Below are 15,547 nucleotides of genomic sequence, written 5' to 3'. Positions count from 1 at the left end.
GGCGGGCGGCGGCGCAGCGCCGGGTCCGCCAGCGCGGGCGGCGTCCAGGCGCCGTCGGCCCGGTACAGGTCCGTGCCGGGCGGGACGATCCCGTCGACGCGGTCCAGCACGTCGTCGTCCAGCACCAGCGACGCGCCCGCCAGCAGCGAGGTCAGCTGCTCCATGGTGCGCGGCCCGATGATGACCGAGGTCACCGCGGGGTGGGCGGCGGCGAACGCCACGGCCAGCTCCGGCAGCGTGCAGCCGATCTCCTTCGCCAGCGCGGCCAGCTCCTCCACCGCGTCGTACTTGGCCGCGTTCCCCGGCAGCGACGGGTCGAAGCGGTGCGGGGTGAGCCGGGGACGGCCGCTGGTCAGGTCGACCTCCGCACCGCGCCGGTAGCGGCCCGACAGGAACCCCGACGCCAGCGGGCTCCACGTCAGCACGCCCATCCCGTACCGCTGGCAGACGGGCAGCACCTCGGTCTCCGCCCCGCGCGCCAGCAGCGAGTAGGGCGGCTGCTCGGTGCGGAACCGGTACAGGCCGCGCCGCTCGGCGACGTGGTGCGCCTCCACGATCTCCGAGGCCGGGAACGTCGAGCACCCGAACGCCCGGATCTTCCCCGCCCGCACCAGGTCGGTGAGGGCCCCCAGGGTCTCCTCCACGTCGGTGTGCCGGTCGGGCCGGTGCACCTGGTACAGGTCGATCCGGTCGGTGTCCAGCCGCCGCAGGCTGTCCTCCACCGCCCGCACGATCCAGCGCCGCGAGTTGCCGCCCCGGTTCGGTCCCTCCCCCATCGGGAAGTGGACCTTGGTGGCCAGCACGACGTCGTCGCGCCGTCCCCGCAGGGCCCTGCCGACGATCTCCTCCGACTCCCCGGCCGAGTACATGTCGGCGGTGTCGACGAAGTTGATCCCCGCGTCGAGCGCGGCGTGCACGATCCGCGCGCAGTCGTCGTGGTCGGGGTTGCCGACCGCGCCGAACATCATCGCCCCCAGACAGTGGGCGCTCACCTCGATGCCGGTGTTCCCGAGATACCGATAACGCATGGGCAGCCTGCTCCTTCGCGGTCGTCGTGGCCGCGTCGCAGCCTAGGATCTGGAGTCGCCTCCAGATCAAGCCCTATGCTGGCCGCATGTCCTCCCCTCCCCCGGGCATCGGCATCGGCGAGATGTCGCGGCGCACCGGCCTGAGCATCGACACCCTGCGGTTCTACGAACGCGAGGGCCTCATGCTGGGCCGGGTCCGGCGGACCGTCGGCGGCACCCGCCGCTACCACGAGGGCGACGTCGAGTGGATCGGCATGTGCGTGGTGCTGCGCGCCGCCGGGATGCCGCTGCCCGACATCCGCCGCTACACCGAGCTGGTACGCGCCGGAGAGGGCAACGAGACCGAGCGGCTCGCCCTGCTGCGCGAGCACCGCGACCGGATCGCCGGGCGGATGGAGCAGCTGTCGCGCTGCCTGGACCTGGTCGACCACAAGGTCGCCGTCTACGAGGACCTGCTGGACCCCGACACCCCCGTCACCGGGTGCGCGCCGCCGCCCGCGGCCCGGTGACCGCCGGGCCGTTCCGGGCGGAGCGACGTCCGCCGAGGTCAGGAGGGCCGCCCGCCGCCCGTTCCATGCACGAACATGTGCTCCAATAGTGAACGATGCGACTACAGTTGACCGTATGGAGCACTCTTGAGCGCACTGGCGGGCATCGCCCGCAGGCTGGAGAACATCCAGGCCATCACCGACGAGGCGCTCGCGCACATGGACGTCGAGGAGTTCCTGGACGCCCTGCTCGACCGCGTCCGCCAGGTCCTGGACGTCGACACCGCCGTGGTGCTCCTGCTCGACCGCCAGGGGCGGTTCCTGGAGGCGACGGCCGCGCGCGGCATCGAGGAGGAGGTCATCCAGGCGGCCCACGTTCCCGTGGGGAAGGGGTTCGCCGGGCGGGTCGCCGCCGAGCGGCGTCCGGTCTACGTCGAGGACGTGGCGAGCGCCGGTGTGTTCAACCCGCTCCTGGTCCAGCGGGGTCTGCGGTCGCTGCTGGGGGTCCCGCTCGTCGCCGGCGGCACGCTGGTGGGGGTGCTGCACGTGGGCACGCTCACCACCCGCCGCTTCACCAGGGACGAGACCGAACTGCTCCAGCTGGCGGCCGCGCGCGTGGCGCTGACGGTCCACGCCCTGCTCACCCGGGACGAACGCGCCGGCGCCAGGGAGCTGCAACGCAGCCTGGTGCCCTCCGCACCTCCGGCCGTCCCCGGCGCCGAGCTGGCCGCGCGCTACCGTCCCGGCGCGGCCAACGTGGGCGGGGATTGGTACGACGTGTTCCCCCTCCCCTCGGGCGAGACCGGCGTCGTCATCGGCGACGTGGCCGGGCACGGCCTGTCGGCCGCGGTGGTGATGGGACGCATGCGCAGCGCGCTGCGGGCCTACGCGCTGGAGAGCGACGACCCGGCCGAGGTGCTGGGCAAGCTCAGCCGCAAGATGCAGCATTTCGAGCCCGACGCGATGGCGACCGTGCTGTACGCGGTGTGCGCCCCCGACCTGAGCGAGGTCCGGGTGTCCTCGGCCGGCCACTACGCGCCGGTCCTCGCCGTCCCCGGCTCCGCGGCACGTCCCCTCGACCTCAAGACCGACGTCCTGATCGGCCTGGGCGAGGACGTCCCCCGGCACACCACGGTCTTCCCCCTCCCGCCGGACGCCCTGCTGTGCTTCTACACCGACGGGCTGGTGGAACGGCGCGGCAGCAACATCATGGACGGCATCGCCCGGCTGTGCGAGGCGGTGTACGCCGGCCCGCCCGAGGAGGTGGGCGCCGCGGTCATGTCGGCCCTCATCGGCCGCCAGAGCGCCGAGGACGACGTCGCCGTGCTCCTGCTGCGCCGCACCGGCTGAGGCCGCGAAAGGCGGGATCACCGTCGCCCACCGGACGCGCGGTGGCCTGCCGGCCCACCGCGCCACGCCTGGCGGCCGTCCGTACCGCCGTGGGCCGCCCGCGCACTGACGCGGGCGATCCTCAGGAGCGGGAATCCCCGAAGATCATCGAGTCGGCTCGACGGCTGTTGTGATCGCCTGGACGCCGCCATGGCGATCGGCGGGTTCAGCCTCCCCACCGAGGCGGCGGCGTGGAAGCCGTGGGGTCTCCACGGCAGCAGTACGTGCGGGAGAACTTCGACGCCTGCAAGTGCACCGAGCAGCCGGGCCGCTCCATGCTCTGGCCCAAGTGACGGGCTCCTGAGACGAGGAGGCTGTCTACCCGATCGTGCGTTCGCCTTCTTCGGTCCTGAAGGTGCGGAAACCTCGGCGGTGGTAGTTGGGCAGGGCGTTCGGGTGGTCCAGCGACGAGGTGTGCAGCCAGACCCTCGTCACCGCGGGGGCCAGTTCCCAGGCTTGCCGGATCGCGAGCGTCAGCGCGTATCCGCCCAGGCCCTTGCCGGTGAACTCCGGCAGGAGCCCGAAGGTCTCGATCTCCACATCGCCGCCGGGATGGAGGTCGTAGGAGGCCATGCCCGCGGGGACGCCCTCGAAGCTCAGCAGCCGGAACACGCGGCCCGGGCACCGGGCGAACCAGTCGGCCCATTCCCGCTCGGTGCGGCTCGCGCTCTCCCAGCCGTAGGGAGCGCCGATCCGGGCCTGCAACTCGACGACCAGCGGGGAGCTCCGCTCCAGTGGCTCCAGGACCAGATCGGGTATCGGGGCCGCCGGATCCAGCTGGTCACGGGCCGTCATTTCGACATACGTCACGATCTCCGACACCGGCGCAGACTATGTGACCCACGGTTCGTAGATCAATGACCCGGGGGCGCCGGCGCCCCCGGACCAGCCTCACCGCAAGGCGCCCGCCATGCGGACGACGGCCTGCTCCAGCAGTTCGGGAGAGCAGCCGAAGTTCAGGCGGGCGTGCCCCTCGCCGTGCGGACCGAAGCCGGGGCCCGACGCCAGGGCGACGCGCCCGCGTTCGAGGAACACCTGCGCGGGGTCGGGTCCCAGGTCCAGGGCGGTGCAGTCCAGCCAGGCCAGGTAGGAGGCCTTGGGCTCGGGGAAGGTGACGCCGGGCAGGCGCTCGGCGAGCAGGTCGCGCAGCAGGGCCGCGTTGGCGGCCAGGGAGTGGTTGAGCCGGTCGAGCCAGGAATCCTCGTGGGTGAACACGGCGACGGAGGCGACCATGCCCAGGATGCCCACACCCCAGGGGATCTGTTCGGGAAGCCGGGTGAACACGTGGCGCTGGGCGTCGGCGACCGCGACCGCGCACTTGAGACCGGCGAGGTTGAAGGCCTTGGACGCGCTGGTGAAAGCGATCCCCGTCGCGGCCGCCGCCTCCCCCAGCGTCAGGTACGGGTGGACCGGCTGCCCCGGATAGGCCATCGGGGCGTGGATCTCGTCCGACAGCACCACCGCGCCGTGCCGTTCGGCGATCTCGGCCAGCGCCCGCAGCTCGTCGGGCTCGTGGATGCGGCCGAACGGATTGTGCGGATGGCACAACAGCACCACACGGGTGCCGTCCCGCAGCGCGCGTTCGACGCCGTCGAGGTCGATCCGCCCGCCGAGTTCCCGCTCGACCAGCGGCACCGGGACCGCGGCGACCCCGGCCTGGTCGAGCCACGGATGGAACGAGGGATACACCGGCGGCATGATCACCACACCGTCACCGGGCCGGGTGAGCAGGCGTATCACCTCGATGACGCCCACGCCGACATCGGCGAAGGTCGTCACGGCGTCGGGTTCGATGTGCCAGTCCCAGCGCCGCGCGGCGAATCCCCGGAACGCCTCCACCAGCGCGTCCCTGTCACCGAAGTACCCGGTGTCGGAGAGGTCCACCGCCTCGTGCAGTGCGGCCGCGGCGCTGGGCGGCAGGCGCACGTCCATCTCGGCCACGGGCAGGGGCAGCACGTCGGAGGGGTGGAGGGTCCACTTGGCGCTGCGCCTTCGCCGCAGCTCGGAGAGCGGAAAATCGACTTCACTTTACGATCTTCGCATATCGTCTCCGAACCTGACATTCAACCCGAGTGGCCCGGTTTGGTGACGAAGCGGAGTTCCACGACCTCGCAGACGAGCCCAGGACGAAGCCATGGGCCAGATCCGGCACGAGAGCCCCCGCGTCGTCATGCGACGCGTCACTCCTCCCTGCCGATGATCACCTTCTGGCTCTCCGGTGGCAACGGGTTGGTCCTCGCAGGCCCGTCACTTCGCCTGGCCCGTGACAATCAGGAGGGCGACCGCAAATGGGTGATGGTGGAAATCATCAAGGTTCAGCCGGGCCCGGCCCTGCGGCTGGGGAGGGTCGAGGGCAAGAGCGGGCGAGCCCACGACATCAAGAAAAAGAAGATCCGCATCAAGGGCGGCACCAGGGTGCGGGTCAGGGTCTGTTTGACCGGCAGCGAGGGCCTGTCCTCCACCACCTGCAACGAGAAGAAGTTCACCGCCTGAGCGACGGAGTCCCACCCCGGCATCTGCCACGCACGCGAGCGCGTGATCTGACCGGCGGGCCCGAAGCCGGAGGCGAGGGCCCGCCGGTCAGATCACGAAGCGATGCCGCGCTCGCCAAGACCTGGTGAGGTGCGAGCCCCCGGGCGAGCGCCGTAGGCCAGGGCTTTTGCAACACGACCTAGTGCCACGGGGCCATCGGGATGGTGCCCGGGAGTCTGTCGGGGCGGCTTCCAAGATCGACATAGTGGGTGGTCGACTCACTGTCGTCATCCACGGGGAGCCCGCATGAAGAACGTCCAGCGTCTGATCGCCTGCGGCGCGGTGGCCGTCGCCTCGGCCGCGATCGTCGCGCCCGCCGCCCACGCGGCCGGGGCGGCCCCGGCGACGCAGGCGGCTCCGGCCGACGCCTGCAGCGGCACCAAGGGGTTCCACGTGATCCCGGTGCCGAAGTCCAGGGACCCGAAGGTCAAGCTGAAGCTGCACATCGTTCCCCAGAGTTATCCGGACAACGGGGAGCGGTACGCGGCGTTCAGCGTTCTGTACTGCCCCAACAAGGTCGACATCAAGCACCTGGCCAAGGGCAAGTCCTCCGCCGTGGTCCTGAAGTTCACGATCACCAACGGCCGGAAGACCCTCTCGGAGACCTGCAAGAGGGGACAGTACTTCTGGCGCGCCAGCACCAGCCCCAAGCCCTGGCACAACAGCTGCTACATCGACATCGGCAAGGACAGGAGCAAGTGGCAGGGCACCGCCTCGCTCAGCTACGACGTCGCCACCGACAAGGCCAAGCCCTTCACGTTCAGGGCCAAGGCCAACCCGCTCAAGTTCACGGGCTGAGGCCCGATCGCGTTGAAGGCCGTTCGCGGGGCGTCGACCGAGGTCGATGCCCCGCGAACGTGGGCGTCGCGGCCCCGCCGACCCGCGACGGGGCCTGCGGCCACCACCTCGACCACAGGTGACCGTCGGTCATCGAACGGAATCGTTCTGCAACCGGACGCGTGGGCGCCCGCGTCGTGGTTCATGATCGTTGGTGTGGGAGATGCCGAACTTTTCGGCGGTGGCGCGCATCTGATCAAATAGTCTGGAGCGGGAGGAGCCCGTTCGGGGTTTTCTGGACAGCACAACGGAGAATCTGGATACTCGCAGCATGGACGGTCGGCCTTCATATCCGGTGAGAGCGTCCGATATGGAGCGCGACCGGGTGTTGCGCGTCCTCAGCGACCGGGTCGCCGAGGGCCGGATGTCGCACGAGACCTTCGAACGCCGGGTCGACCAGGTGCTCCGCGCCCAGAGCCAGGCCGAGCTCGCCGACATCGTCCACGATCTGCCGCCCACCAACCGCGTGGTGAACCGCCTCACCGGGATCATCGCGTCGGTGTCGCAGGTCACCGCGCGCATCGAGGCCGCCTGGCGGGCGCCGCGGCTGCCGCGCTTCACGCTGCCGCCCGAGGGGCTGTCGCGGATCGTGGTCGGGCGGGCGCCCGGCTGCCAGTTCATCCTGACGGACCTGACGGTCTCCCGCTTCCACGCCGAGATCTACCGGGACGGCGACGGCTGGATGATCTCCGATCTGGGGTCGATGAACGGCACCCGCGTCAACGGCTGGCGGCTGACCGGCCCGGCCCGGGTGCGCCCCGGCGACGAGGTCGGCTTCGGCAACTCCAGCTTCATCGTCGCCGCCCCCTGATCCCCCACCTCTGACGGGCCGAAACGCCACCCGGCTGGCCGGTCCCGGACACGCGCGCGCCGTTGACCCGTTCGTTAAGGGTCCTTACTTTCAATCCAAAGTTAGGAAAGTTTCCTAACTTTGGAGGGAGTCGCGTGCCGACCACCGCCGGCGCCCCGGGCACCCCGGGCCTGATGCGCGCCATCAACGACCGCGCCGCCCTGGAGGCGCTGCTGACGCGGGGGCCGCTCACCCGGCCGCAGATCGCCGAGCTGGTCGGGGTGTCCAAGCCGACCGCCTCGCAGATGCTGGCGCGGCTGGAGGAGGCGGGCCTGGTGGCCCGCGACGGGCTGCGCGAGGGCCTGCCCGGCCGCACCGCCGGGCTGTACCGGCTGAACGCGGCCGCCGCGCACGTGGTGGGCGCCGACGTCACCCCGGCGCGGATCCGCGTCAGCGTCGCCGACCTGGCCGGGACGGTGGTGGGCGAGCACACCCTGCCCACGCCGGGCCGGTCGGCGCACGACGTGGTCGGGCGGGTCGGCGCGGCCCTCGACGGCGCCGCCGCGGCGGCCGGGCTGGACCGCGCCCGGCTGGACCGGCTGGTCGTGGGGATCCAGGGGGCCGTCGATCCCCGGACCGGCAAGCTGGGCTACGCCGCGCACATCCCCGGCTGGCACGTGCCGGACCTGGAACGGACCCTCACCGACGGCCTCGGCCTGCCGGTGGCGGTGGAGAACGACGTGAACCTGTCGGCGCTGGCCGAGTCCGCCGACGGCCGGGCGGCGGGCGTCGCCGACTTCGTGCTGCTGTGGATCGCCGACGGGGTCGGCATGGCCGTGGTGCTCAACGGCGTCCCGCACCGGGGCGCGACCGGGGGCGCGGGCGAGATCGGCTACATGCCCGCCGTCGGCGCGCCGCTGATGCGCGGGATCCGCCGGACCCACACCGGGGGCGTACACAGCCGCGTCGGGGGCGCGGCGGTGCTGCGGCTGATGCGCGAGCACGGGTTCCGGGGCCGCGCGGCCGCCACCGCCCTGGCCCGCGCCGTCGCCGCCCTCGACGGTCCGCCCGGCACCGGCCACGGCGAACGCGCCGAGGCCGCGCTGGCGGAGCTGGCGACCCGGATCGGCGCGACGCTCGCCACCGTCGTCGCCGTCGTCGACCCGGCGCTGGTGGTGCTGACCGGCGAGGTGCTGCGCGCCGGGGGCGAGGCGCTGCGTTCCCGCGTCGAGCACCACCTGCACGACCTGTCCATCCCCCGGCCGCCGGTGCGGCTCAGCGCCGTCGGCGGCAACCCCGTCCTGGCGGGCGCGTTGCAGCAAGCCCTCCGGGAGACCCGCGTGGCGGTGTTCTCCCGCACCGCTCCCTGATCCCCGGCGGCCCCTCCGGCCGTCCCCACCCCCCCGAAGGAGAACCGGAGTGCGCACCACACGACCCGGCCGGGCAGCGGCGGTCCTCGCCGCGACCGTCCTCGGCCTCACCGCAGCCGCCTGCACGGCGGGCCGTTCCGAGCCCGGCGCGGGCGGCCCCGCCCTCGGGGACCGGCAGACCATCCAGGTCTGGCACGGCTGGAGCGCCGACCACGAGGTGAAGGGCTTCGAGCAGGCCGTCGACGGCTTCCGCAGGAAGCACCCCAACATCACCGTGAAGGTGACCGGCAACCAGACCGACGACCAGATCACCAACGCCATCCGCGGCGGCGGCCCGCCCGACGTGGTCGCCTCCTTCACCACCGACAACCTCGGCCAGTTCTGCTCCAGCGGCGCCTGGCAGGACCTCACCCCGCTGCTGGGCCGCGACGGGATCGACCTGAACGTGTTCCCCAAGGCCGTGCGCGAGTACACCCAGTACAAGGGCAAACGGTGCGCGATGCCGCTGCTGGCCGACGCCTACGGCCTCTACTACAACAAGAGGCTCATGAAGGGCCACCAGCCGCCCAGGACGATGACCGAGCTGGCGGACCTGGCCAAGAAGCTCACCGTCCGGAACCCCGACGGCACCATCAAGGTCGCCGGGTTCATGCCGTCGGTGCAGTACTACGAGCACACCCCGCAGCACGTGGCCACCCAGTTCGGGGTGAGGTGGCTCGGCGACGACGGCAAGGCCGTCTTCGCCAGGGACCCGGCCTGGAAGGCGTACCTGAAGTGGTCCAAGGACCTGCTCGACTGGTACGGCTACGACAACGCGAAGAGGTTCATGCGGTCGATGGGCCAGGAGTTCGAGGCGTCCAACCCGTTCCAGAAGGAGAAGGTCGCCATGGCCGTCGACGGCGAGTGGCGCACCAAGTTCATCGAGAAGGAGGCGCCCGGCCTGGACTACGGCACCGCGCCCGCGCCGGTGTCGGACGACCGCGCCGCCCAGTACGGCAGCGGCTTCGTCCTCGGCACCATCATGGGCGTCCCGCGCGGGGCCAGGCACTCGGCGGCGGCCTGGGCGTTCGTGAAGTACCTGACCACCGACACGCAGGCGCTGGTCACCCTCGCCAACGCCCTGGGCAACGTCCCGAGCACCCTGCCCGCGCTGTCGTCGCCGGACCTGAAGCTGCCCGCGCAGTTCGGCACGTTCCTCGACGTGTTCCGGCACCCGGGCACCACCACCAGCCCGTCCACCCCCAACGGCGGCGACTACCTGGTCAAGCTCCAGCAGTTCGTCCAGGAGCAGTGGGAGCCCGGCAAGGTGAAGGACCTGGACAAGGCGCTGCGGGACCTGGACGCCAAGGTGGACGAGTCCCTGCGCCTGGCGGGCGGCTGACGGTGGCCGCGGTGACGGCGTCCACGGCGCCGGCCGGGCGCGCGCCCCGGCTCACCGCGCGGAGCCGCCGCAGGCTGTCGGTGCTGGCGTTCCTGGCGCCGTGGCTGGTCGGCTTCGCGATGTTCTTCGCCTACCCGCTGGTGGCCACGGTGTACTTCTCCTTCACCCGCTACGACCTGTTCACGCTGGAGTACACCGGACTGACCAACTACCGGTTCCTGCTGGGCGACGAGGACGCCTGGCGGGCGATGGGGAACACGCTGTGGCTGGTGGCGGTGATGGTGCCGCTGCGGGTGCTGTTCGGGCTCGGCGCGGCGCAGCTGCTGGTGCACGTCAAGCGCGGCGGCTCCCTGCTGCGGTCGGTGTTCTACCTGCCGTACCTGGTGCCGCCGGTCGCGGCGACGGTGGCGTTCGTGTTCGTGTTCAACCCCGGCACCGGCCCGCTGCACACCCTCACCGAGGCGGTGGGGCTGCCCTGGCCCGACTGGTTCAACGACCCGTCGTGGAGCAAGCCGGGCCTGACGCTGCTGGGGCTGTGGGCGGTCGGCGACGTGATGGTGATCCTGCTGGCGGCGCTGCTGGACGTGCCCCGCCCGCTGTACGAGGCCGCCGAGATCGACGGCGCCGGGCCCTGGCAGCGGTTCCGGCACATCACGCTGCCGACGGTCGCGCCGGTGCTGGCGTTCGCGGCGGTCACCGGCGTGATCCAGACGCTCCAGTACTTCACCCAGGCGATGGTCGCGGGCAAGGTCGCGGCCGGGCAGAGCGACCAGCCGGGGACGCAGACCGCGCCCGGCTATCCGGACGGGTCGACGCTGACGTTCCCGCAGTGGCTCTACGACGAGGGGTTCCGGCAGTTCAACATGGGATACGCGTGCGTGCTGGCGCTGGTGCTGTTCGCGGTGGCGATGCTGTTCACGATGGTGCTGCTGCGGCAGTTCCACGCCTTCGCCGACGGGGAGGCGTGATGACCTCGGTGCTCACCCCGGCGCGGGCCCCGGCGGCCCCGGCGCGGCGGCGGCCGCCGGACGGCGCCCGCGGGCGGCGGACGCTGCTGTGGATCGCCACCCACTCGATCGCCATCGCGCTGGCGCTGATGTTCGCGGCCCCGCTGGTGTTCATGTTCCTGACGGCGGTGATGTCGGACGAGCAGACCCTCAGCGGCGACCTGTGGCCGACCGACTGGCGGTGGGGCAACTTCGCCGAGGTGATGACGGGCGACATGGCGCGGTGGCTGGGCAACAGCCTGCTGTACGCCGGGCTCGGCACGGTGTTCATGCTGGTGTCGAGTGTTCCGGCGGCCTACGCGCTGGCGCGGTTCCGGTTCCGGGGCAGGAAGCCGGCGTTCGTCCTGGTCATCACGATGATGATGCTGCCGCCGCAGATCACGGTGGTGCCGCTGTACATCGTGTGGGCGCGGCTGGAGCTGACCGGGACGCTGTGGCCGCTGATCCTGCCGCTGCTGTTCGGCGACGCGTTCTCCATCTTCCTGCTGCGGCAGTTCCTGGTGACGATCCCCAAGGACTACGCCGACGCGGCGCGGGTGGACGGCTGCGGCGAGTTCGCCACCATGGTCCGGGTGGTGCTGCCGATGGCGCGGCCCGCGATCGCGGCGGTGGCGCTGTTCCAGTTCTTCTACTGCTGGAACGACTACTACGGGCCGCTGGTGTACGCCAAGCCCGAGGCGTGGCCGCTGGCGGTCGGCATCGCCACGTTCCGCGCGGCGCACAACGTGGAGTGGAACCTGACGATGGCGGCGACGCTGCTGACCGTGCTGCCGGTGATCGTCGTGTTCTTCCTGGCGCAGCGGGTGTTTATCCAAGGGATCACGTTGACGGGAGTGAAGGGTTGAGACTGGCGGTCGTCGGGGGCGGTTCGACCTACACCCCGGAACTGGTGGAGGGGCTGGCGCGCCTTCCCCTCAGCGAGCTGGTGCTGGTGGACCCGGACGCCGGGCGGCTGGAGGCGGTCGGCGGCCTGGCCGCGCGGATGCTGGCGCGGGCCGGGCACCCGGCCCGGGTCCTGTGCACCTCCGACCTGGACGCCGGGGTCGCGGGCGCGGCGGCGGTACTGGTGCAGCTGCGGGTCGGCGGGCAGGCGGCCCGGCACCGCGACGAGACGCTGCCGCTGGCGTGCGGCTGCGTCGGGCAGGAGACGACGGGCGCGGGCGGGCTCGCCAAGGCGCTGCGGACCGTCCCGGTCGTGCTGGACGTCGCCGAACGCGTCGCCCGGCACGCCCCGGACGCCTGGATCGTCGACTTCACCAACCCGGTCGGGATCGTCACCCGCGCCCTGCTGGACGCCGGGCACCGCGCGGTCGGGCTGTGCAACGTCGCGATCGGCGTGCAGCGCCGCGCCGCCGCGCTGCTGGGCGCCGCGCCCGGGCGGGTACGGCTCGGGCACGCCGGGCTCAACCACCTCACCTGGGTGCGTTCGGTGCTGCTCGACGGGGCCGAGGTGCTGCCCCGGCTGCTGGACGAGCACCTGGACGAGATCTCCGCCGCGGCGGGGCTGCCGGGGGCGTTCGTGCGGCGGCTCGGCGCGATCCCCTCCTACTACCTGCGCTACTACTACGACCACGACCGGGTGGTCGCCGAGCAGCGCGGCGCGCCGACCCGCGCCGAGCGGGTCGCGGCGCTGGAGCGGGACCTGCTGGCCTCCTACACCGATCCGGCGCTGGACACCAAGCCCGAGCGGCTGTCGGAGCGCGGCGGCGCGTTCTACTCCGAGGCGGCCGTCCAGCTCGTCGGCTCGCTGCTGGGCGACCGGGGCGACGTCCAGGTCGTCAACGTCCGCAACGGCGGCGCGCTGCCGTTCCTGGACGCCGACGACGTCGTCGAGGTCCCCGCGCGGATCACCGCCTCCGGACCGGTCCCGCTGCCGGTGCCGCCGCTGGAGCCGCTGTACGCGGGCCTGGTCGCGCACGTGACCGCCTACGAGCGGCTCGCGCTCGACGCCGCCCTGCGCGGTGGCGTGGACCGGGTCGCGGCGGCGCTGCTGGCGCATCCCCTGGTCGGGCAGCGCGAACCGGCCGAACGGCTGGCCCGCGACCTGGTCGCCGCCGACCGCGAGCACCTGCCGTGGGCCCGGTGACCGGGTCGATGGCAGGGTCGATGGCGGGGTCGGTGGCGGGGCGGGTGCTGGTCGCCGTGGACGGCGGCAACAGCAAGTGCGACGCGGCGGTGGTCGGGTTCGACGGGACGGTGCTGGCGACCGGCCGCGGCCCGGGGTTCCGGCCCCAGTCCGACGGCCCGGACGTCGCCGTCGGGGTGCTGCTGGCGCTGGTGGCGCGGGTGCTGGACCGGGCGGGCGCGTCCGCCGCCGACGTCGCCCACCTGACCGCCTACCTGGCCAACGTGGACCTGCCCGACCAGGAGGCCCGCCTGGAGAAGACGCTGCTGGACCGGGGCGTGGCCCCCGGGGTCACCGTCGGCAACGACACCTTCGCGCTGCTGCGCGGCGGCGCGGCGGCCGGGTGGGGCGTGGCGGTGGTGTGCGGGGCCGGGATCAACTGCCTGGGCGTCGCGCCCGACGGGCGGGTCGCGCGGTTCCCCGCGCTGGGCCCGTTCACCGGGGACTGGGGCGGCGGCGCCGAGCTCGGCCGCGCCGCGCTGTGGCACGCGGTGCGCGCCGAGGACGGCCGGGGCCCGCGCACCGCGCTGGCGGCGGCGCTGGCCGCGCACTTCGGGGTGGAACGCGCCACCGACGCCGGTCTCGGCCTGTACCTCGGCGACATCGACCCGGCGCGGCTGCTGGAGGTCGCGCCGCTGCTGCTCGACGTCGCCGAGACCGGCGACGCGGTCGCGCTCGGGGTCGTCGACCGGCTCGCCGAGGAGGTCTGCCTGCTGGGGACGGTCGCGTTGCGCCGCCTGGACCTGCTGGACGGCCCCGCCGAGGTCGTGCTCGGCGGCGGGGTCCTGGCCGCGCGCCGCCCGGTGCTGATGACGCGGGTGGCGGAGCGGTACCGGCGGGCCGCGCCGCGCGCCCGGCTGGTCGTTCCCGAGGCGCCGCCGCTGCTGGGCGCGGTCCTGGCGGCGCTGGACCGGGTGTCGGCCCCGGAGGCCGCCCACGCCGCCGCGCGTCAGGGGTTCGGCGGGTCCCACAGGTCCATCGGGACGTAGGCGACGCTGCGGCCGTCGGCGTCCAGCAGGCGGCCCACGCGTTTGACCCACTGGAGGGTGACCGACCGGTCCACCACCCGGACCTCGGGGTAACGGGCGACCACGCGCGTCTCGAACTCGGCCATCTCCGCCAGGCTGTGCACCCAGACGTTGGCGACCAGGTTGGCCTCCCCGGCGACCGAGCACACCAGGCGCGTCTCGCGCATGGTCGCGACGCTGTCGGCCACCGGCTCCAGGCGCGGCGGCGGCACCGCCAGCCACAGCGCGCCGGTGACCCGCCAGCCCGCCAGCCGGTGCTCCACCTCGCAGCGCAGCACGATCCGGCCGCTGCCGAGCATCTGCGTCAGCAGCCGCCGGACGCGGGTCTCGGACATGCCGGTCCGCGCGGCCAGCGTGGTGTGGGAGCGGCGGCCGTCGGGCGCCAGCGCCAGCGCGATCCCGTCGGGCCGCAGCCGCCCCGACTCCCGGTCGCCGTCGCCGGGACGCTCCAGGCCGCGGCGCTGGTCCTGGCTGAGGGAGTCCAGCCGCCACCGGCTGGCCTCGCGGTGCAGCCGGTGGGCCAGGTGGGTGCGGGTGGACAGCACCCCCTCGGCGGTGCCCACGCGGTTCAGGACGTACTCCGCGAGCCGGTCCAGGTCGGTGCCGGCCGCCGATGCGGAACCGAGATCACCGAACGCCAACCTCTGTCACGATCGGGACGTCTGTCCCTACCGTAGGAACCACTCGATGATGAGGTGACGACGTGGCGGAATGGCGGGTCGAGGGGTTCGTCGAACGGCGGGAGCTGGGACGCGGCGCCCAGGGCCGGGTGGTGCTGGCCCAGCACGAGCGCGCCGGGACACCCGTGGCGATCAAGTATCTGCTGGGCGCCGACCCGGGGGCGCTGGCGGCGCTGCGCGCCGAGGCGCGCATGCTCGGCAGCCTCACCAGCCCGTACGTCGCGCGGCTGTACCGGTTCGTGGAGAGCGAGCGGGGCGCGGCGATCATCATGGAGGCCGTGGACGGGGTGTCGTTGAAGACCGTGCTGGGCGAGCACGGCGCGCTGGCGCCCGAGGCGGCGCTGACGGTGCTCAAGGGCTCGCTGCTGGGGCTGGCCGCCGCGCACGCGGTCGGGGTGGTGCACCGCGACTACAAGCCCGCCAACGTCGTGGTCCGCGCCGACGGCCTCAGCAAGCTCGTCGACTTCGGGGTGGCGGTGCTGGCCGGGCAGGGCTCGGCCTCCGGCACCCCCGCCTACATGGCCCCCGAGCAGTGGCGCGGCGGACGGGCCGCGCCCGCCACCGACGTGTACGCCGCGACCTGCGTGTTCTACGAGTGCGTGACCGGGCGCCGGCCGTTCGCCGCCGCCACCGGCCGGGCCGCGCTGATGAACCAGCACCTGTCGGCCGACCCCGACCTGGCCGACGTCCCCGCCCCGCTGCACGACCTGGTGCGGCGCGGCATGGCCAAGGACCCGGCGGCGCGTCCGGCGGGCGCCGAGGCGTTCGCCACCGAGCTGGAGGCCGCCGCGACCGCCGCCTACGGCGCCGGGTGGGAGCACACCGGGGTGCGGGCGCTGGCCGCCGCCGCGGCGGCGCTGGCGGCGCTGTTCCCGCTGGCCGCCCTCGGCCT

16 protein-coding genes are annotated in these 15,547 nt (G+C 73.1%); 12 read left to right on the top strand and 4 right to left on the bottom strand.

Annotated elements, in window-relative coordinates; translation table 11 throughout:
* On the bottom strand, window positions 1-1,028 hold a 1,028-nt coding region (locus tag AKI01S_RS44905), incomplete at its 3' end, for an aldo/keto reductase (RefSeq protein ID WP_067832326.1).
* Between the two features lie 86 nt (window positions 1,029-1,114).
* Between AKI01S_RS44905 and AKI01S_RS44900 the strand changes: the two genes are divergently transcribed.
* Together AKI01S_RS44900 and AKI01S_RS44895 are read left to right on the top strand one after the other, a co-directional pair.
* A complete protein-coding gene (locus AKI01S_RS44900; protein WP_067832325.1) occupies window positions 1,115-1,537 on the top strand; it encodes a MerR family transcriptional regulator in 423 nt (140 codons plus the stop codon).
* 126 nt (window positions 1,538-1,663) lie between these two features.
* Window positions 1,664-2,866 (top strand): PP2C family protein-serine/threonine phosphatase, encoded by a 1,203-nt coding sequence (locus tag AKI01S_RS44895; protein ID WP_067832323.1) that lies wholly within the window; start codon window positions 1,664-1,666, stop codon window positions 2,864-2,866.
* A gap of 357 nt (window positions 2,867-3,223) precedes the next feature.
* Here the strand turns inward: AKI01S_RS44895 and AKI01S_RS44890 are convergent, their stop codons facing one another.
* Entirely contained in the window at window positions 3,224-3,727 is a 504-nt protein-coding gene (locus AKI01S_RS44890; protein ID WP_067832321.1) for a GNAT family N-acetyltransferase, read from the bottom strand.
* Between the two features lie 69 nt (window positions 3,728-3,796).
* Window positions 3,797-4,861 carry a MalY/PatB family protein gene (locus tag AKI01S_RS44885; RefSeq protein ID WP_218010056.1) on the bottom strand — a complete coding sequence of 355 codons (1,065 nt, stop codon included), beginning with the start codon at window positions 4,859-4,861 and terminating at the stop codon, window positions 3,797-3,799.
* Between the two features lie 240 nt (window positions 4,862-5,101).
* On the opposite strand from AKI01S_RS44885, the gene AKI01S_RS44880 reads away from it, so the two are divergent.
* The 9 genes from AKI01S_RS44880 (at window position 5,102) to AKI01S_RS44840 (ending at window position 13,936) form a co-directional block, all read left to right on the top strand.
* On the top strand, window positions 5,102-5,398 hold the full coding sequence (locus tag AKI01S_RS44880; protein ID WP_157420603.1) for a hypothetical protein: 297 nt from the start codon (window positions 5,102-5,104) through the stop codon (window positions 5,396-5,398).
* A gap of 285 nt (window positions 5,399-5,683) precedes the next feature.
* Window positions 5,684-6,235 carry a hypothetical protein gene (locus tag AKI01S_RS44875; protein ID WP_067832317.1) on the top strand — a complete coding sequence of 184 codons (552 nt, stop codon included), beginning with the start codon at window positions 5,684-5,686 and terminating at the stop codon, window positions 6,233-6,235.
* Window positions 6,236-6,569: 334 nt separating this feature from the next.
* Window positions 6,570-7,085, top strand: coding sequence for an FHA domain-containing protein (locus AKI01S_RS44870; RefSeq protein ID WP_369688784.1), 516 nt, complete (start codon window positions 6,570-6,572; stop codon window positions 7,083-7,085).
* A 134-nt stretch (window positions 7,086-7,219) separates the two neighbouring features.
* Entirely contained in the window at window positions 7,220-8,434 is a 1,215-nt protein-coding gene (locus tag AKI01S_RS44865) for an ROK family transcriptional regulator (protein ID WP_245682052.1), read from the top strand.
* A 49-nt stretch (window positions 8,435-8,483) separates the two neighbouring features.
* Window positions 8,484-9,815: an ABC transporter substrate-binding protein gene (locus AKI01S_RS44860; protein WP_067832312.1), complete on the top strand. Its 1,332-nt coding sequence runs from the start codon at window positions 8,484-8,486 to the stop codon at window positions 9,813-9,815.
* Between the two features lie 11 nt (window positions 9,816-9,826).
* On the top strand, window positions 9,827-10,783 hold the full coding sequence (locus AKI01S_RS44855) for a carbohydrate ABC transporter permease (RefSeq protein ID WP_245682051.1): 957 nt from the start codon (window positions 9,827-9,829) through the stop codon (window positions 10,781-10,783).
* Window positions 10,783-11,667 carry a carbohydrate ABC transporter permease gene (locus tag AKI01S_RS44850; RefSeq protein ID WP_157420602.1) on the top strand — a complete coding sequence of 295 codons (885 nt, stop codon included), beginning with the start codon at window positions 10,783-10,785 and terminating at the stop codon, window positions 11,665-11,667. Before AKI01S_RS44855 ends, AKI01S_RS44850 begins: the two co-directional genes overlap by 1 nt.
* Window positions 11,664-12,908 carry a family 4 glycosyl hydrolase gene (locus AKI01S_RS44845; RefSeq protein ID WP_067832305.1) on the top strand — a complete coding sequence of 415 codons (1,245 nt, stop codon included), beginning with the start codon at window positions 11,664-11,666 and terminating at the stop codon, window positions 12,906-12,908. The genes AKI01S_RS44850 and AKI01S_RS44845 overlap by 4 nt, the downstream gene beginning before the upstream one ends.
* Window positions 12,905-13,936: an N-acetylglucosamine kinase gene (locus AKI01S_RS44840; RefSeq protein ID WP_245682050.1), complete on the top strand. Its 1,032-nt coding sequence runs from the start codon at window positions 12,905-12,907 to the stop codon at window positions 13,934-13,936. The genes AKI01S_RS44845 and AKI01S_RS44840 overlap by 4 nt, the downstream gene beginning before the upstream one ends.
* Here the strand turns inward: AKI01S_RS44840 and AKI01S_RS44835 are convergent.
* Window positions 13,897-14,616, bottom strand: coding sequence for an Lrp/AsnC family transcriptional regulator (locus AKI01S_RS44835; RefSeq protein WP_067832304.1), 720 nt, complete (start codon window positions 14,614-14,616; stop codon window positions 13,897-13,899). The genes AKI01S_RS44840 and AKI01S_RS44835 overlap by 40 nt on opposite strands.
* 62 nt (window positions 14,617-14,678) lie before the next feature.
* Between AKI01S_RS44835 and AKI01S_RS44830 the strand changes: the two genes are divergently transcribed.
* On the top strand, window positions 14,679-15,547 hold an 869-nt coding region (locus AKI01S_RS44830), incomplete at its 3' end, for a serine/threonine-protein kinase (RefSeq protein WP_157420601.1).

Source organism: Actinomadura kijaniata NBRC 14229 (assembly GCF_001552175.1).
Taxonomy (GTDB): domain Bacteria; phylum Actinomycetota; class Actinomycetes; order Streptosporangiales; family Streptosporangiaceae; genus Spirillospora; species Spirillospora kijaniata.
Note: the sequence above shows the minus strand (reverse complement) of the source record. Positions and strands in the feature narration are given on the sequence as shown.

Bases quoted from the DNA above. Each gene is read 5' to 3' on its own strand.
- AKI01S_RS44900 (WP_067832325.1), top strand. From the start codon at position 1,115: ATGTCCTCCCCTCCCCCGGGCATCGGCATCGGCGAGATGTCGCGGCGC.
- AKI01S_RS44880 (WP_157420603.1), top strand. From the start codon at position 5,102: ATGATCACCTTCTGGCTCTCCGGTGGCAACGGGTTGGTCCTCGCAGGC.
- AKI01S_RS44875 (WP_067832317.1), top strand. From the start codon at position 5,684: ATGAAGAACGTCCAGCGTCTGATCGCCTGCGGCGCGGTGGCCGTCGCC.
- AKI01S_RS44850 (WP_157420602.1), top strand. From the start codon at position 10,783: ATGACCTCGGTGCTCACCCCGGCGCGGGCCCCGGCGGCCCCGGCGCGG.